At 66.3% G+C, this 16,860-nt stretch carries 18 protein-coding genes; 4 read left to right on the top strand and 14 right to left on the bottom strand.

Annotated elements, in window-relative coordinates; all coding sequences use genetic code 11:
- The first annotated feature begins 130 nt into the window (after positions 1 to 130).
- Positions 131 to 490: a DUF485 domain-containing protein gene (locus FHX53_RS10010; RefSeq protein WP_182491213.1), complete on the top strand. Its 360-nt coding sequence runs from the start codon at positions 131 to 133 to the stop codon at positions 488 to 490.
- Positions 490 to 2,100 carry a solute symporter family protein gene (locus tag FHX53_RS10005; RefSeq protein ID WP_182491212.1) on the top strand — a complete coding sequence of 537 codons (1,611 nt, stop codon included), beginning with the start codon at positions 490 to 492 and terminating at the stop codon, positions 2,098 to 2,100. Before FHX53_RS10010 ends, FHX53_RS10005 begins: the two co-directional genes overlap by 1 nt.
- 279 nt (positions 2,101 to 2,379) lie before the next feature.
- On the opposite strand, the gene purL is transcribed toward FHX53_RS10005, so the two are convergent.
- The 4 genes from purL to FHX53_RS09985 all read right to left on the bottom strand — a co-directional run bounded on the left by purL (position 2,380) and on the right by FHX53_RS09985 (position 6,784).
- On the bottom strand, positions 2,380 to 4,644 hold the full coding sequence (purL, locus tag FHX53_RS10000) for a phosphoribosylformylglycinamidine synthase subunit PurL (RefSeq protein WP_343050971.1): 2,265 nt from the start codon (positions 4,642 to 4,644) through the stop codon (positions 2,380 to 2,382).
- Between the two features lie 283 nt (positions 4,645 to 4,927).
- Positions 4,928 to 5,338 carry a ubiquitination-like system serine protease family protein gene (locus FHX53_RS09995; RefSeq protein WP_182491210.1) on the bottom strand — a complete coding sequence of 137 codons (411 nt, stop codon included), beginning with the start codon at positions 5,336 to 5,338 and terminating at the stop codon, positions 4,928 to 4,930.
- On the bottom strand, positions 5,335 to 6,510 hold the full coding sequence (locus FHX53_RS09990; protein WP_182491209.1) for a ThiF family adenylyltransferase: 1,176 nt from the start codon (positions 6,508 to 6,510) through the stop codon (positions 5,335 to 5,337). Before FHX53_RS09990 ends, FHX53_RS09995 begins: the two co-directional genes overlap by 4 nt.
- Positions 6,485 to 6,784, bottom strand: a complete 300-nt coding sequence (locus tag FHX53_RS09985) for a multiubiquitin domain-containing protein (protein ID WP_182491208.1) — start codon at positions 6,782 to 6,784, stop codon at positions 6,485 to 6,487. Before FHX53_RS09985 ends, FHX53_RS09990 begins: the two co-directional genes overlap by 26 nt.
- Positions 6,785 to 6,889: 105 nt before the next feature.
- Here FHX53_RS09985 and FHX53_RS09980 point away from each other — a divergent pair, with 105 nt between their 5' ends.
- Positions 6,890 to 7,225 (top strand): type II toxin-antitoxin system RelE/ParE family toxin, encoded by a 336-nt coding sequence (locus tag FHX53_RS09980; RefSeq protein ID WP_182491207.1) that lies wholly within the window; start codon positions 6,890 to 6,892, stop codon positions 7,223 to 7,225.
- A gap of 105 nt (positions 7,226 to 7,330) precedes the next feature.
- Positions 7,331 to 8,362, top strand: coding sequence for an ImmA/IrrE family metallo-endopeptidase (locus FHX53_RS09975; protein WP_182491206.1), 1,032 nt, complete (start codon positions 7,331 to 7,333; stop codon positions 8,360 to 8,362).
- Positions 8,363 to 8,588: 226 nt separating this feature from the next.
- Here the strand turns inward: FHX53_RS09975 and FHX53_RS09970 are convergent, their stop codons facing one another.
- The 10 genes from FHX53_RS09970 to FHX53_RS09925 all read right to left on the bottom strand — a co-directional run bounded on the left by FHX53_RS09970 (position 8,589) and on the right by FHX53_RS09925 (position 16,847).
- Positions 8,589 to 9,107 carry a DUF3817 domain-containing protein gene (locus tag FHX53_RS09970; protein ID WP_343050954.1) on the bottom strand — a complete coding sequence of 173 codons (519 nt, stop codon included), beginning with the start codon at positions 9,105 to 9,107 and terminating at the stop codon, positions 8,589 to 8,591.
- 102 nt (positions 9,108 to 9,209) lie between these two features.
- Positions 9,210 to 10,107 (bottom strand): IS5 family transposase gene (locus FHX53_RS09965; protein ID WP_425488290.1). Its coding sequence is split into 2 segments (ribosomal slippage): positions 9,210 to 9,771 and positions 9,770 to 10,107, totalling 900 coding nucleotides; the frame shifts between segments, so codons are not numbered across the junction.
- A gap of 45 nt (positions 10,108 to 10,152) precedes the next feature.
- Positions 10,153 to 11,157 (bottom strand): HNH endonuclease, encoded by a 1,005-nt coding sequence (locus FHX53_RS14070; protein WP_182491205.1) that lies wholly within the window; start codon positions 11,155 to 11,157, stop codon positions 10,153 to 10,155.
- Positions 11,158 to 11,186: 29 nt separating this feature from the next.
- Positions 11,187 to 12,263 (bottom strand): DNA cytosine methyltransferase, encoded by a 1,077-nt coding sequence (locus FHX53_RS09955; protein WP_182491204.1) that lies wholly within the window; start codon positions 12,261 to 12,263, stop codon positions 11,187 to 11,189.
- Positions 12,260 to 13,378 carry a DNA cytosine methyltransferase gene (locus FHX53_RS09950; RefSeq protein WP_220476367.1) on the bottom strand — a complete coding sequence of 373 codons (1,119 nt, stop codon included), beginning with the start codon at positions 13,376 to 13,378 and terminating at the stop codon, positions 12,260 to 12,262. Before FHX53_RS09950 ends, FHX53_RS09955 begins: the two co-directional genes overlap by 4 nt.
- Positions 13,379 to 13,505: 127 nt before the next feature.
- Positions 13,506 to 14,201 carry a phosphoribosylformylglycinamidine synthase subunit PurQ gene (purQ, locus tag FHX53_RS09945; protein ID WP_182491202.1) on the bottom strand — a complete coding sequence of 232 codons (696 nt, stop codon included), beginning with the start codon at positions 14,199 to 14,201 and terminating at the stop codon, positions 13,506 to 13,508.
- Complete coding sequence (purS, locus tag FHX53_RS09940) at positions 14,201 to 14,473, bottom strand: phosphoribosylformylglycinamidine synthase subunit PurS (RefSeq protein WP_182491201.1); 273 nt, start codon at positions 14,471 to 14,473, stop codon at positions 14,201 to 14,203. Before purS ends, purQ begins: the two co-directional genes overlap by 1 nt.
- Positions 14,474 to 14,572: 99 nt before the next feature.
- Complete coding sequence (locus tag FHX53_RS09935; protein ID WP_220476366.1) at positions 14,573 to 15,217, bottom strand: nucleoside/nucleotide kinase family protein; 645 nt, start codon at positions 15,215 to 15,217, stop codon at positions 14,573 to 14,575.
- Positions 15,217 to 16,092, bottom strand: a complete 876-nt coding sequence (locus FHX53_RS09930; protein WP_182491200.1) for an alpha/beta fold hydrolase — start codon at positions 16,090 to 16,092, stop codon at positions 15,217 to 15,219. Before FHX53_RS09930 ends, FHX53_RS09935 begins: the two co-directional genes overlap by 1 nt.
- On the bottom strand, positions 16,089 to 16,847 hold the full coding sequence (locus FHX53_RS09925; protein ID WP_182491199.1) for a GDSL-type esterase/lipase family protein: 759 nt from the start codon (positions 16,845 to 16,847) through the stop codon (positions 16,089 to 16,091). The genes FHX53_RS09930 and FHX53_RS09925 overlap by 4 nt, the downstream gene beginning before the upstream one ends.
- Between the last annotated feature and the right edge of the window lie 13 nt (positions 16,848 to 16,860).

Here is a 16,860-nt window from a genome sequence, read left to right as displayed (position 1 = left end):
CGACGCCGCCCGCCGACGATGAGCGCGCATCCTCGTGACGCGCCCCCTGGAACGGGGGATGCTGGCGGGCGTTCCGCCACCAATCGGCAGCGTCGCCGTCGTCGCTGCCGCGACCTCCCGAGGAGATCCCATGGGCAATGACGCCCTGAACGTGGAGCACTCGTCCGGCCATTCGGCCGCGGTGTTCCGAGAGACACAGGAGTCGGAGCAGTTCCGTCGGCTCAAGCGCAAGCACCGCAGCTTCGTGCTCCCCGTGACCGCGGCCTGCCTGCTCTGGTACTTCACCTACGTGCTCCTCGCCGGCTACGCGCCCGAGTTCATGGCCACGCCCGTGTTCGGCAGCGTCAACGTCGGGATCCTTCTCGGGCTGTCGCAGGTCGTCACGACCTTCGCGGTGACGATGAGCTACGTCTCGTACGCCAATAAGCACCTCGACCCCGACGCGGCGGCCATCCGCGACCGTCTCGAGACCAAGGAGGGCGTGCGCTGATGCTGCACCTCGCTGTCACCGCCCCGGCCGCCCCGGGTGACCCCATCCTCAACATCGCGATCTTCGGCATCTTCGTCGCCATCACGATGGTGATCGTGTTCCGCGCCTCGCGGAACAACAAGACCGCCGCCGACTACTACGCCGCCGGCCGCTCGTTCTCGGGCGGGCAGAACGGCGCGGCGATCGCCGGAGACTATCTCTCAGCCGCGTCCTTCCTCGGCATCGTCGGCGCGATCGCGATCAACGGCTACGACGGCTTCCTGTTCTCGATCGGCTTCCTCGTCGCGTGGGTCGTCGCCCTGCTGCTCGTCGCCGAGCTGCTGCGCAACACGGGCAAGTTCACGATGGCCGACGTGCTGGCCTTCCGCTTGAAGCAGCGCCCCGTGCGGATCGCCGCGGCGATCTCGACGCTCGTGGTCTGCTTCTTCTACCTGCTCGCGCAGATGGCGGGAGCGGGCGGCCTCGTCGCGCTGCTCCTCGGCATCAACGACCGCGTCGGCCAGTCGATCGTCATCGCCGTCGTGGGCGCCCTCATGATCCTCTACGTGCTCGTCGGCGGCATGAAGGGCACCACGTGGGTGCAGATCATCAAGGCCGGCCTGCTCATCGCCGGAGCCGGCGTCATGACGGTCTGGGTGCTCGCGATCAACGGCTTCAACCTCTCGACGCTGCTCGACAGCGCGGTCGAAACCTCGGGCAACCCCGCGATCCTCGCCCCCGGCCTGCAGTACGGCTTGAGCGACATCACGCGCCTCGACTTCCTGTCGCTCGGCCTCGCGCTCGTGCTCGGAACGGCGGCTCTGCCGCACGTGCTCATGCGCTTCTACACGGTGCCGACCGCGAAGGAGGCCCGGAAGAGCGTCGTCTGGGCGATCTGGCTCATCGGAATCTTCTACGTCTTCACGCTCGTGCTCGGCTACGGAGCGGCCGCGCTCATCGGCGCCGAGCGCATCGCCGCGGCGCCCGGGGGCGCGAACTCGGCGGCCCCGCTGCTCGCGTTCGAGCTCGGCGGGTCGGTGCTTCTCGGCATCATCGCGGCGGTCGCGTTCGCGACGATCCTCGCGGTCGTCGCCGGCCTCACGATCACGGCCGCGGCATCCTTCTCGCACGACATCTACGCGAGCGTCGTCAAGAAGGGGAACCCGGCTCCCGGGGCCGAGGTCAAGGTCGCGCGCCGCACGGTGCTCGTCATCGGCATCGTCGCGATCCTCGGCGGCATCGGCGCGAACGGGCAGAACGTCGCCTTCCTCGTGGCGCTCGCCTTCGCGGTCGCGGCGTCGGCGAACCTGCCGACGATCGTCTACTCGCTGTTCTGGCGCAACTTCACCACCCAGGGCGCGCTGTGGAGCATGTACGGCGGTCTCATCTCGGCGATCATCCTCATCTCGCTCTCGCCCGTCGTCTCGGGAGGCGAGAAGTCGATGCTGCAGGGGGTCGACTTCGCCATCTTCCCGCTGTCGAACCCCGGCATCGTCTCGATCCCGCTCGCGTTCTTCCTCGGCTGGCTCGGGTCGGTGCTCGACAGGCAGAAGGAGAGCCTCGAGAAGCAGACCGAGATGGAGGTGCGGTCGCTCACGGGCGTCGGCGCCGAGAAGTCGGTCGCGCACTAGAACGCGGCATCGGATGGCCGCGCGCCGGGCTCGTCGCCCGCCGCGCGGCATCCCGGCTGAAGGTTCGGGGCGGACGGAAGCCTGGTCCGCCCGCCCCGGAACGACACGGACGGCCCTCGTCGGGTGGAGGCGGGGGCCGTCCGTCATGCGCGGATGCTCGGCGCGGTTCGTGCGGCCGGCGGAGCGGGTCGCGCGTCGCTGGGGCTGCGGTTTGGTGTGAGGGCGGCACATCAATGTGACGCCATGACATTGAACTGGCGCCCTGAAGGGTCGGAAGACCTACCCGCCGACGACGGCTCCGAAGCGCTCCGGCAGCGTCGCGCGGTGCGCGTGCCGCAACTCGGCGTGCGTGAGCGTGAAACGGTCCTGGATCTCGAGACCGTCGACCTCGGCATCCGTGACGCCGATGCGCAGCACGGGCACGTCGCGCCCCTCGCACAGGCCGCGGAACTTCACGTCGTCCTCGCGAGCCACCGACACGAGCACGCGGGCCTGCGACTCCGATAGCAGAGCGGCGAGAGCATCCACCCCATCGCGCTCGATGAGCTCGGTGAGCCAGACGCGCGCGCCGACGCCGAAGCGCAGAACGCCCTCGGCGAGGGTCGCGAGCAGGCCGCCCTCCGAGAGGTCGTGCGCCGACGTGACGAGCCCCTCCTCGGCGGCGGCCGACATGAGGCCGGCGAGGTTCTTCTCGGCGGGAAGGTCGACGCGCGGCGGCACGCCGCCGAGGTGGCCGTGCACGACGTCGGCCCACACCGATCCGTCGAGCTCGTCGCGCGTGATGCCGAGCAGGTAGAGGTTCTCGCCCTCGTCCTGCCAGCCCGACGGCAGGCGGCGGTCGACGTGGTCGATGACGCCCAGGACGGCGACGACGGGCGTCGGGTGGATGGGGACGTCGCCGGTCTGGTTGTAGAACGACACGTTTCCGCCGGTGACGGGGATGCCCAGCTCGAGGCACGCGTCGGCGAGACCCGTGACGGCCCGCTCGAACTGCCACATCACCTCGGGGTTCTCGGGGCTGCCGAAGTTGAGGCAGTCGGAGACGGCGAGCGGAGTAGCGCCCGAGGTCGCGACGTTCCGGTACGCCTCGGCGAGCGCGAGCTGCGCGCCCACGTACGGGTCGAGCTGGCAGTAGCGGCCGTTCGCGTCGGTCGCGAGGGCGACGCCGAGGCCGCTCTCCTCGTCGACGCGGATCATGCCCGCGTCGTCGGGTGTCGCCAGGGCGGTGTTGCCCATGACGTAGTAGTCGTACTGGTTGGTGATCCAGGCCGTGTCGGCGAGGTTCGGGCCGCCGAGCACCTGCAGCGCCTGCGCGCGCAGCTCGGCGTCGTCGGCGGGGCGGGCGAGCCGGGCGGCGCTGTCGGCCTGCAGGGCATCCAGCCATTCGGGGCGGTGGTACGGCCGGTTGTAGACGGGGCCGTCGACGGCGACGGTGGTCGGGTCGACGTCGACGATGGTCTCGCCGCGCCAGTGGATGACCAGCCGCCCGGTGTCGGTGACCTCGCCGAGCACGCTCGTTTCGACATCCCACTTGGCGGTCACGGCGAGGAACGCGTCGAGCTTCGACGGCTGCACGATCGCCATCATGCGCTCCTGGCTCTCCGACATGAGGATCTCCTCAGCCGTGAGCGACGGGTCGCGCAGCAGCACGGCGTCGAGGTCGATGACCATGCCGCCGTCGCCGTTGCTCGCGAGCTCGGAGGTCGCGCACGAGATGCCGGCGGCGCCGAGATCCTGGATGCCCTCCACGAGGTCGCCGCGGTACAGCTCGAGGCAGCACTCGATGAGCACCTTCTCGGCGAACGGGTCGCCGACCTGCACGGCGGGGCGCTTGGTCGGCCCGCCCTCGCTGAACGTGTCGGAGGCGAGGATGGATGCGCCGCCGATGCCGTCGCCGCCGGTGCGCGCGCCGAACAGCACGACCTTGTTGCCGACGCCGCGGGCGTTCGCGAGGTGCAGATCCTCGTGCCGCAGCACGCCGACGGCGAGCGCGTTGACGAGCGGGTTGGCCTGATAAACCGCGTCGAAGACGGTCTCGCCGCCGATGTTGGGAAGGCCGAGGCAGTTGCCGTAGTGGCTGATGCCGCTGACGACGCCGGGGACGACGCGCGCCGTGTCGGGGTGATCGATGGCGCCGAAGCGCAGAGCATCCATGACGGCGACGGGGCGCGCGCCCATCGAGATGATGTCGCGCACGATGCCGCCGACGCCCGTCGCGGCGCCCTGGAACGGCTCGATGTAGCTCGGGTGGTTGTGGCTCTCGATCTTGAAGGTGACCGCCCAGCCCTCGCCGATGTCGACGACGCCCGCGTTCTCGCCCATGCCCACCATGAGGTGCTTCCGCATCTCATCCGAGACCTTCTGGCCGAACTGGCGCAGGTGCACCTTGCTCGACTTGTACGAGCAGTGCTCGCTCCACATGACCGAGTACATGGCGAGCTCGCCGCTCGTGGGGCGGCGGCCGAGCAGCTGCGTGATGGCCTCGTACTCGTCGGCCTTGAGGCCGAGCGCCTCGAACGGCTGGTGCCTGTCGGGCGTCGCGATGGCGTTCTCGACGGTGTCAGGGAGGTGCCGGCGGTCGTGATCGACCTCGTCGTGCGCGGGGTGCTGCTCCCCGGAGTCGTCGGTCGCGGCGGCGTGCGGGGCGGGGTGGGTCACGGTGGCGAGGGCTCCTGTGTCGAGGGCGTGCCGGATGCTCTCAGCCTACCCGCGCGGATGAGCGAGCCGCGGCGTGGAGTCGTACGCGCTGGCCTGCGGCGCTCGATCTGTGCACGACAGAGCCCAACAGAATCGGATGATCGAGCGCTGAAAGATGACTGCTGTTAGGTCACCTACGCAGCCAAATCAGGTCGCGCATAGCTCGGAGGAACTTTGAGACCCGCCCGCGCAACGTCCGGGAGGTGAAGTATTCGCGTCGGTCGCGCTGGTCACGGTTTGCGCCGTGGCTCACCTCATCGCTCGTCCAGTCCTTTGCCCACACAACTTGACCGTTCTGAATCAAGTAGTGAGAGCGGCAGGTGAATCCCCAGTTGCCGATCGAAGGGTGAAGTGTTGCTGCGGAGCCGGCCATCCGGACACTCCATGCGGATGGATTCAATGGGGTCACGACCTTATTCCCGCACCCGCAGGCGCAGGTGTGCACAGCCGTTCGATGTGCGAACGAGATGTACAACACGCCGGGGTCGCGGACTGCCGGGATCGTCTCGACGATTTCCGCGTCGAAGTGATGCTGACTCATGAGGGTTTTTCCGAATGGATCAGCTGTCCGGTGGCGATCGTATAGGTCGTGTGAAGCTCCTTGAGGTCGTCGCGGTAGAACCCCATGAGCTTCTTCCACTTGATCACGGCGATGGCAGCATTCAGTGCGTTCAGATCAGCCAGCTGGATGTTCCGCTCGTACTCGTCTTCGCGTTCGTCAGTGAATGAAATCCTTCGCTCCACGTGCGCGTGGTCGGCCGGGGTGACAGTGGTGGTGCGCACGATCCCGCCGAGCGCGTCCTGCTGCCGAATGACACCCATTCCCACGTCGATGATCGGGATGCCGTGTTTCGTCAGCCACAGAATGATCTCCCGCTTGAGAGGGCTTGTATCGATCGCTACGAATACGAAGTGCAGTCCGTCGAGGCGCTCCAGCGTGCTGTTATCGATCATCTCCGGGTGAGCCACGATTCCGCGGTGCACGGCGGAGTATTGCGAGGCAAAGTACTCAACCTTGGTCGGCCTCTCGCTCAACTGAGCCAGGCTAGCGGCACCCGGCGCCCTGAATGCGTTGTGCGTGAGGAAGTCGTCGGGATCCCAGAGGTGGATTTCTGGGACGGGTGTCTTGGACACGAGGTCGAGGATGTAGGAACCACTCCCCCCGAGGCCGATGATGCCGATCGGCCCAGCGGCCAGTCGCATGCTGAGCGCGCTGATGCCGGCGCGTGCTGAGGCCGAGTCCAGGTACACGAACGGGGACTCGTCGTCTTCCGTCTCGATAGGGCGAAATGTGCGGGCGGTAGCTCGGGGATCTACCGTTCTGGCATACCCGGCGATCACCCGAACATACTGAGAGATCTTCTCGTAGTAGTCGGCATAATGGCCACTGGCCGGCTTCGTCGATAAATATGATTCGGCGAAGAGCCCCGGGATTGGCTCCTGGGTGCCCGTACCGGCGAGTATTTCGTCCACCGGAACGCTTGCTGCCTTGTGTGGCACTCCGGTGAAGTAGACGGTATGAGGTTCGGGCGGCACGGTGGTGTCACCGCTGACGTTGAGCTCGGAAACCACCTCACCCTTCGCGATATCGCCCGCTGCAGTCAGGTAGGGAACATTGCTGATCACGAGGTGCCCATGGCGAATCGATACTTCGTATCCGTCCGCGACGAGCCTCGCGAGATCGGGGCTAGGACTTTCCCGTAGGCGTGACATCGAACGCCGTGCCCTTCTTCTTCACGATCACGGATTCGCCGGCCGCCAGTTCTCCTTCGTGATGGCGCCCCTTAGCGCCACGGAAGGTGACGGTGTAGACGGTGTCAGGGCCAGGCGGAACCGGGTAGGCGATCGCCACGACCTGATCGAAAGTCATGCGCTCGTTCTGAACCTCGGACAGCTCTCCGTTGACAGCGATCTCGTAGCTCCTCTGAGGCTTGCCCGCCGACGCGGCGCGGGAGTCAGCCTGGTCTGCTGAAATAGTGTTACTCATGAGGTGCAACCCTTCTCCGGGCGAAGCCGGAAGTATTTTTCAGACCGACTTGGTACATCAAACATTCTAGCACACCTACTTGGTGTATGATTATTGGAGGTCGACATGGACGTCGGCTTCGCCAACTCACGACTCGCACGCATGTGCAACAGCGCCTCCTTGCGAGCCCGGAAGCTTGGGCAGGAACGAGCCGACAAGGTTCTGATGCGACTGGATCAGCTGGTCGCCTCGGACAATCTCGCGGAGTTCCACAAGCTGCCGCAGGCCCGATGTCACCAACTCACCGGAGACAGGGATGAACAGTTCTCGGCTGACCTCGACGGCCCGTACCGGCTGATCTTTGAAGCAGCCACAACCCCGATGCCTCGTCTAGCCGACGGCGGCATTGACCTCACCCTCGTCACGCGCGTACGCGTGCTCGAGATCGCAGACACCCACTAGACGGAGCTGGGATACACGATGACTACCGCATCTCGAACCGACGCAAATTGGACGCCATACGCGCCAGACCAGGTGAGCTCACCAGGGGCCACGTTGCGAGAAACCTTGGACGCCCTCCCCCTGTCACAGACCGATCTCGCCACGCGGACAGGACTATCGATCAAGCACATAAACCAGATTGTCAGCGGCGCCGCCGCGTTGACCCATGAAACCGCCATCAAACTCGAGCGGGCAACTGGCGTACCCGCGAAAGTGTGGAACACGCTCGAAGCGAACTACCGTGATGCCCTCTCGCGAACCTCCGAACGCGAGTCGCTGTCTGCTTCCAAGGAATGGCTGCGACACATGCCCGTCGCAGCACTCCGAAAGAGGGGGGTAGTGACCGCGACTCTGCACGATCCCGGCACGCTGCTTCAGGAGATTCTCCAATTCTTCGGTGTGTCCTCGATCGATGCATGGGAGGAAGCTTGGGCGAAGCCCTCGGCGGCGTTCTTGCAATCATCAGCTTTCAAGGCAGATCCAGGCGCGGTTGCGGCCTGGTTGCGTCTTGGCGAGCAAGCTGCAAAGGAAGTAGAAACCGCGCCCTTCGACAAGGCGCGACTGAGGGCTGCGATCCCGGAGCTCCGAGAACTCACTGTGCTAGCCCCAGTGGAATTCTGGCCAAGAGTTGTGGAGATCTGCGCCAACGCTGGTGTGGCGGTCGTGCTCGTGCCGGAAGTTACAGGGGCTCGAGCGCACGGAGCAACACGCTGGCTGTCTCCCACGAAAGCCCTTGTTCAATTGAGTGTTCGGCATAAGCGCAACGACCACCTGTGGTTTGCGCTGTTCCACGAGCTTGGACACGTTCTGCTCCACGGGAAGAAGGAAGTTTTCGTTGAGAATAGGCTCGGCGCCGACGGTGGTAGAGCGAAACAGGAAAAAGAAGCAAACGACTTCGCAGGGAACACGCTGATCCCTCCGTCCGCTCACTCGAAGCTGGAAGCGGTGAGCAACTATTCGGACGCGAAGAAGCTAGCTACGGAATTGGGTGTGCACCCTGGGATCATCGCTGGGCGAATCCAACATGACCGGGCACAGCACACCTTTGGCGTACCCGACCTCTTTGTATCGCTTCGAGTCAACGAAACCGAGAGTTAGCCGATACGCGGGAGGAGCGGTAAGGCGCGCGCCGAACCTTCGACGCGCCAACTCCCCGCCCCCGATCGGGAGAGCGCGGGCCCGAAACTGCCCCGAGTCACTGCTCGTTGAGGCTCGCAGCATGGCCAAGCGGCAGCTCCTCCTATTCCTCGGCTTCGCCCTGCTGGTCTTCGCCGGGGCGGCCCTCCTGGGCTTCGCCGTCGACGGCGGCGTCTGAGTCAGAGCCTCAGCCCTTCGGCACCGGCGGGCCGAGCTGCAGCAGCACGACGAAAATCACGACGACGGCGGCGAGCAGCAGTGCACCCAGGAGGTACGGGTGGCGAAGCATCCACCGCACCAGGCGGTCGAACCAGACGGCGTCCCTCGGGTCGTCCGTCGCCTCGCGACGCCAGTCGCCCTCGAGGCGGCCCGAGCGGTGCGCCCAGATGTCGAAGGGCACGGTCGCGTAGGGGATGACCGCGGTGACGACCGCGAGGAGGCCGAGGTCGACTCCCCAGCGCTGATTAATCGCCGTCAGCACGGCAGTCGCCCCGTAGGCGAGGAAAACGAATCCGTGGATGCTCCCGCCGACCCGCACGGCGAGGTCGCCGGTCTCGCCGCCGACGACGGCGCGCGTGATGAGGCCGCCGATCAGGAGAGTCCAGGTGATCGCCTCAGCGATCGCGACGACGCGGTAGAGTCGCTTCGGGGTCACGGTTCGGGCGGGAGCGGCGGCGGAGTTCGGCGTCTCGGGTTGTGCGGTCACGCGGCTAGCTCAGCACGCTCGCCTTCAGCACCGATGTGAAGAAGGTCAGGCCGTCCACGCCCGAGCGCATCGCGTCGTGCCGAAATCGGTGAGAAGTTGGAGCTAGGGCGTGTCTCCTAAGCGTTTGAGCCAGAGTGTGATGGCTCGCAGGACCGCGCCGCCGCGGTAGGTGAGCGCGAGTTTGTCGTATCTGGTGGCGAGCCCACGCCATTGCTTGTCTTCGTTGAAGCCGCGTTCGACAACGTTGCGACCCTTGTAGTCCTCGACGTCGTAGCTGACTGGTCGCCCGCCACGGGAGCCGCGACGCTGCCGGTGTCCCTGCTGGTCGGAGGGCTCGGGGATCACGGCGACGATCCCGCGTTCGCGCAGGCGGGTGCGGATGGCACGCGAGGAATACGCCTTGTCGCCGCGGACGCGGTCCGGTCTCGAGCGGGGCCTGCCCGGGCCACGCCGGCCAACTTTGAGGTGGTCCATGAGCACGGGGAACATCGGGGCATCGCCGGCCTGCCCGGGGCCGACCAGCACGACCAGCGGTAGCCCGCGGCCGTCGACGAGGTGGTGGATCTTCGTGCTCAACCCTCCGCGTGACCTGCCAATCGCGTGGTCAGGCGGCTCCTCCCGCAAATTCTTGTAACTCGATAGAGCCCCCTGTGTCGCGCGGGAGGTTCGTTGCGTGCTGATGCGCACGGTTGATGGTGGAGTCCACGCTGACGGCCCATTCGATCTCGCCCGCTGCGTCCGCGTCAGCGAGGATCTCGGCGTAGATACGATCCCAAGTGCCGTCTCCGCTGAACCGGCGATGACGCTTCCACGCGGTCTGCCACGGCCCGAACTCGGCGGGCAGATCACGCCACGGCGAACCCGTCCGATACCGCCACACGATCCCCTCCAGCACCCGACGATGCTCCTGAAACGGTCGCCCGCCCTTGCGGGAAGCGATCGGCATCAAAGGCTCGATCCGAGCCCAAGCAGAATCCGACAAAGTACGAGTACGCGTCACGCTCCCAGCCTGCCGCAACATCCCGCAGAGGTTACGAGACACGCCCTAGTCCCAGTTCCGCGCCACCTGACCTAGCAGAAGGTTTGCAGGAGTTGGCCGATCCTCGGTTGCGGCGGGAATGCGAAGCAACGGAGCGCCGTCGAGTTGTATCAACTCGTCTTCCCCTGCGGATCTGTTGAGCGCCCGTAATTGGGAAAGGCGGTTAGCAGAGACGGCAACGGTGTAGTCAGGATTCACGCTGATTAACTTCTTGTCGTACGCCTTGTGGTGAACGGCGCAAAGTGCCAGGCCATTCGAAGTCTCATCGGTGCTTCCCGGCCAGGCGACGGGCACAATGTGAGCAGCTTCGATGACCATCAGTTCGATACCGCAGATACAGCAGCCGTGATCGTAGGCGTCTAGCACTCGCTTCGAGAAATCCCATGCCCTCAGTTGGACGGCTATCTCCCGCACGTGTGTCGGCCGGACCCACGGCGACGGAGTCATCGGCGCACCTGGCTCAGGCACATTGGAAGCCGGCGTGATGAGTTCGATCTCGGCCAAGACTTCCTCTGGATCGGCCATGTGCAGTTTGTCTGCGTTCACGAGGTAGGCCGCGAGGAGCTCAGGTTTCAAAGCAACAACGACGTCGCCTCCGCCCCGTGAGGCCGCTGCTAGGCCCAGGTCGTACGCCGCCACAAGGGTGGTCTTCTTAACCTGCAAGGAAGGAGACCGCGAGACGCGGTTTTGATGATCCCTGGCCGACCAACCCGCAAAAACCTCAAATGCTGGACTCCAGCCGAGTACGATCGTCGTCTCGCCGGCGACGTCATCTGGAAGGCTGCCTGTCAACTGAATTCGGAACTCATCTTCGCTGCGGGTCGCTCCGCCATGTGTGATATTCCACAGGAAGACGCGAAAGACAACGGGCTCCCCGAAGGTTCCAGCGGAGAGTGCGACGCGGATGGGCTTTTCCGAGGGAGCAGTGAGATGCACGATCTCAACGCCGGAATTCTCTAGGGCCGAGAAGAATCTTTCGCGCAGCTCGCGTGAGCTCAATCGGTCAACCACATGCGCCTTCCGTCGGAAGCCGGATGCGCCTATGCGACCCGACTTAAGTCATCTTCACGTATTGCTAGGGCGTCGCGCAACTGAGAGCCGAGAGCGAGCGCCAGCCGAGGCGGGACCGCGTTGCCGATTTGCCTCCACTGCCTCTCGATCGTGCCTTCGAGATGCCAATCGTCAGGGAAAGTCTGGAGACGTTTGACCTCGTCGATGCGAAGAATCCGGCTTCGCCAATGCAAAGGACCCATGTTGTTGGAGCGGCGAGCTTGGATGGTCCATGACGGAAGATCGGGGCTGAGCTTCAGAAGGAACGACCAGTACCTCTTGCGCCAGCCAAACTCAGGGCTCGGGTGGCCTCTTTCCTTGGTGAAGAACAGGTAATTGTCGCCCGGGGGGATTTGTCGGAGGAGGTGGTTGTATTTTCCTCCAGCAACATGCCCTGCGTCGTTTGCGTTCTCTTCCGTGTCCAGATCGCTGATGGCCTCTCCAGCTGTCGCCCAGGGCAAAAGGCCGTCGGCCTCCTTCTTCGGATCGACATGGGTAGGTTCGGGCCAACTGAACGAGCCGTCCCGGATACCAACTAGGAAGAAGCGCTGGCGAATCTGCGGAACACCAAAATCTGCGGCATTAAGCACGCGCCACTCGCATGTGTAACCAAGACCCTCCGCTGTGGATTTGATGTAATCCAGCGTTGGACGGTGCACATTGAAGGCCATCCCTGCAACGTTCTCCAGAAGAAAAGCCCGGGGCAGGAGCCAAGAAAGAGTGCGAAGGTAGCCGTTGATCGTCACTTCCCCGACTGGATCTTCCATCGCTCTGGGCATCTCGGTCCGATAGAAACGGCTTTTCGAGAATGGCGGACAGGGAGGACCACCAACAAGCAGATCAATGTCTTTCAGGTCCTGGCCAGCGGTCTCGGCTGCTCGTTCCTGACTGAAGTCTTCTATCGATCCAGTGAAGAACTTGCTGCCCGGAAAGTTCGCCTGGTGACTCTTCGCGGCCCAGGGATCGGAGTCGGTTCCAAGCGCCATCTCAAAGCCCGCGTCTTCGATACCGAGGTCGAGACCGCCGCAACCAGAGAAGAGGCTGACGGCCTTCAGTCGCGGCGTCATGCTGCGAGGGCGCTAGTCGTGAACGTACGCAACACTGACTGCGCCATTGCACGTGCCATTGGTGCGGGCACGGCGTTTCCAATCTGCCGAACGCGTTCCCGACGAGAACCGCTGAATACGTAGTCTTCGGGGAAGCCCTGTAATACAGCTAATTCGACGGTACGCAGTCGCCGTCCTGTCCAGTGGAAGGGTCCGGTCCAGGGGCCGGGGCTCGCTGGAATGGTCCAGGACGGCTTATCGGGCGACAGCTTGAGAAGAAAGTTCCAGTACCGCGTTTCGGTCACGAAGGTCGGGTGCGGGTGGCCAGCCCAGGCGGTGTGATGCTTGTAGTTCATCCCCGGCGGGATTTCTGCAAGATGTTCTGCCCAGGTCCCCTTGACCACCTCTTCTGGCTCGTGTCGATCGATTGTGTCCAGATGGCCGATGGCCTGTCCCGCCGTTACGAAACTCGGGAGAGTTGGATCAGTGTTCGAGTGAGTTGGAGACGGGGGGACTGGCTGCGCGTACCGCGAACCGAGCAGGAAAACCCGCTGTCTTGACTGGGCGACCCCGAACTCAGTTGCTTTCGCAACTACGCGCGTGAGGTGATAGCCGGAGGCCTGTGCTTGCGCATACAGTGCGTCGAAAACCGGACGATTTCTGGGATGGAGAATGCTCGGGACATTCTCGAAAATAAATCCACTCGCGTTGGACTCAGAAACGAGCCTCCAGTACTCCGACACGAGAGTGCGGCGCTCGTCTGGACGAGCCTCAGTGGGCTCGTCCGGCCGGGCGGCTACTTCTCCCCGAGCCCTGGCGCGACGGTAAGCGGCATCCTTTCCCTCATCGAGCCAGTAGGCCGCCTTGCTGAAGGGTTGGCAGGGGGCACCGCCCACCACAATCAGATCGTCCCCTCGACCGATACCGGCCATAGCCCGGAGGTCGCTGCCGCGGACGGCGGTCACGTCGGCAAGCGTCGCGATCCCACCATGAAGTGATGGATTCGCGACCATCGTGGAATGCGCGAACCGGTCATTGTCCATGGAGAGGACGAGGCTTCCGCCCGCCTGCTTGGCACCGAGTCCGAGGCCTCCTGCCCCGGAAAAAAGGTCAATGATGGGGATCTGGCTGCCCAAGGTTCCATCCATTTCAGCGCCGCGGGTGCAACGAGTCGAGATCTGACGGTCACGGTAGCGACCACGAGGCGAGGCTAACAGCTCGAACAGACATTCGGGTTAGCCCACGCGCTGCCGGCCCAGTGAGCTAGCTCAGCACGCTCGACTTCAGCACCGATGTGAAGAACGTCAGGCCGTCCACGCCCGAGCGCATCGCGTCGCGGGTGTCGGGGCCGAAGCCCGGCTCGACGGCGTGCTCGGGGTGCGGCATGAGGCCGACGACGTTGCCGCGCTCGTTGCGCAGACCCGCGATGTCGCGCAGCGAGCCGTTGGGGTTCACGTCGAGGTAGCGGAAGGCGACGAGGCCCTCGCCCTCGAGGCGGTCGAGCGTGGACTCGTCGGCGATGTACCCGCCCTCGCCGTTCTTCAGCGGGATGGTGATCTCCTGGCCGGCGGTGAAGCCGTTCGTCCAGGCGGAATCGGTCGATTCCACGCGCAGGCGCTGGTCGCGGCGGATGAAGTCGCCGTGATCGTTGCGGATCAGCCCGCCCGGCAGCAGGTGCGTCTCGACGAGGATCTGGAAGCCGTTGCAGATGCCGAGCACGGGCATCCCGCCGTTCGCGGCGTCGACCACCTCAGCCATGATCGGCGAGCGGGCCGCGATCGCGCCGCACCGCAGGTAGTCGCCGTAGCTGAAGCCGCCCGGCAGCACGATCGCGTCGACACCGTGGAGGTCGTGCTCGCCGTGCCAGAGGGCGACGGGCTCGGCGCCCGCGAGGCGGATCGCCCGCATGGCGTCCCGGTCGTCGAGCGAGCCGGGGAAGGTGATGACGCCGACGCGCATCAGTGGGTCTCGCCCGCGACGCTCGAGCCCTGCACTTCGACCGTCACAACGTCCTCGATGACGGTGTTGGCGAGCATGTCGGAGGCGACCTTCTCGACGTCGGCGAGCAGCTCGGCGTCGACGTCGCCGTCCACGTGCAGCTCGAAGCGCTTGCCGAGGCGGACGTCGCTGATGCGGGTGTGGCCCAGACGGTGCAGGGCGCCCGCGACGGCCTTGCCCGCAGGGTCGAGCAGCTCAGCCTTGGGCATGACCTCGACGACGATGGTGGGCACGGCGACTCCCGTTCGGCTCAGGGGTGGATTGCCTCCAGTCTACGCGTGCTCATGCGCGCACCCGGCCTCGGGCGAGCCGCAGCGGAGGGAGCGCCGCTCTCAGAGGACGAGCACCACGTCGGCGCGATCGAGCGTCGCCGCGATCGCGACGGCGTTGCGCTCGTCGGGCCCGAGGGTCCAAGCCGTCGCCGCATCCGCGCTCTTGCCGAAGGCGATGTGTCGAGCGATGAGCCGCTCCCGGCGGACGGCGTCGTCGACCACGAGACCGACGCGCAGGTCGAGCAGACCGACGATCGGCGCCCAGCCGTCGCTCTCGAGCAGGAGGTAGTTGCCCTCGACGATCACGATCGGGTGCTCGGGCGCGAGCGCGATCGCGTCGGGGATCGGCTCCTCGATCGTGCGATCGAACCCGGGGGCGAGCACGACCTCCCCGGCGCTCGCGGGCTCGCGCAGCCGCCGCAGCAGAGCGACGAACCCGTCGACGTCGAACGTGTCGGGCGCGCCCATGCGGCCGCGTCGGCCGAGCGCGACGAGCTGCGCCTGCGGCAGGTGGAATCCGTCCATCGGCAGCACGACCGACCCGGGCAGCGAGGCGGTTAGCGCGGCGGCGACCGTCGACTTGCCCGCGCCGGGAGCGCCGGCGATGCCGACGAGAAGGCGACCGGATGCGGCGGTCGCCGCCCCGCGCATCCCCCCGATCGTCTCGGCGAGAGCCTCGATATCGGTGACGGTGGGGCGAGGCATCAGCCGCGCTGCTCCTGCCGGCGCTCACGACGAGGCGCGGCGAGCAGGTGAGGCGGCACGGCTTCGAGCTCCTCGTGCGCGCGGCCCTCGACGATCCACGCCCGCACCATGTCGGTGAACAGGTCCGGATTCTCGACGTTCCACACGTGGTGCATACCGGGGGCGAGGCGCACCTCGGCGTTCGGCGCGCGGAGGAAGTGGCGGAGCGCGCCCGTCACGACGCGCGACTCGGCGCCTCCCGCGACGCCGAGGATGGCGACGGGGTTGCCGTCGAAGCCGCCCAGCTCGCCGAGGATGCCGGCGTTGACCTGCTCGGTCATGCGGCGTGCGCTGCGCGGGTTGATGCCGACGCCGCCCTCCACGAACGCCTTCAACGCGTCGGGGTCGAGGTGGTAGCCCCTGCCCATCGTCGACCAGTACGCGGCGCTCTGCCAGAGCTTCAGCTGCACGCGCGCGAGCCACGACATGAACGGCCCGAGGCCGCGCAGCGGGGCGCCGCTGAGCACCGCGCTGCGCACGACGCCGGGGTGGCGGGCGACGAGCATCGCTCCGACGAGCGCGCCCAGAGAGAGGCCGACGACGTGAGCGTGGCCGCCGTGCGCGCGCTCGCGGATGATGCTCGCGATGCGGTCGGCCGTCTCGGCCATGGAGCGCCACGGCACGGCGTTCGAGAGTCCGAAGCCCGGCATGTCGGGCACGAGCTGGTGGTGGTCGGGCATCGCGTCGCGCTGCGGGCCCCACATCCACCCGGAGACGTTCCCGCCGTGCAGGAACACGACCGTCTCCGCGCCGCGCGGGCCGGACTCGTCGACGTGGAGCTTTCCGGCGGGGACGGCGTCGCCCGGGGCCGGAGCGGAGGGGGCGGAGGACGTCATAGGAGCTCCATCATGCCCGCGAGCGCGGCATCCTCGATGGCGAAGTCGGCCCAATCGCGGTATCCGAGCGCACTGGGGTGGAAGTCGTCGCTCGCGAAGAAGCCCTCCGTGTACGGGGGCGGGGGCGGCGACATGTGGGCCCGCTCGCGACGGAGCACGTGCTGGCGGGCCGCCGACTCGAGCGCCTGCGAGTGACGGTAGAGGGTCCCGCGCAGGGGCTCGGGCAGCAGTCGGAACCGGAAGAACGCCGGAAGGGACGACATGAGCACGACCGCGTGCGGATGAGCGCGCTCGGTGCGATCGAGGATGCGCCGGACATCCCGTTCGAAGGCTCTCGCCGACCGCAGGGCGAGCGCATCGTTCGCTCCTACGGTGAGGAAGAGGAGATCGACTTCGGCGTCGAGCGCCTCGCCGAGGTGGTGGCGGACCACATCGCGCGCCGTCGCGCCGTTGCGACCGCGGGCGCGCCAGTGCACCGGGCGGCCCGTGCGAGCGGAGAGCGCCTCGGCCAGTCGGCCAGCGAGCCCGAGCTCGGCATGGTCGACCCCGACGCCCGCGGCGGTCGAGTCGCCCAGGACGAGCAGGTGCAGGGGGCGCTCGCCGTCGCCGGTCACGCCCTCCCACGGCGTCGGCGCGTCGGGCAGGCGCGGCGTCTCGCGGCGCAGACGCCGCCCCTGACGCAGGATGACCGGCGCCTGCGCGACCGCGATCGCGCGACTCAGCCGCAGCGCGCGCGGGCGGCGGGTCTCGGTCACCCGTTCAGCCTAG

The organism is Microcella alkalica (assembly GCF_014137945.1).
Classification (GTDB): Bacteria; Actinomycetota; Actinomycetes; order Actinomycetales; family Microbacteriaceae; genus Microcella; species Microcella alkalica.
Note: the sequence above shows the minus strand (reverse complement) of the source record. Positions and strands in the feature narration are given on the sequence as shown.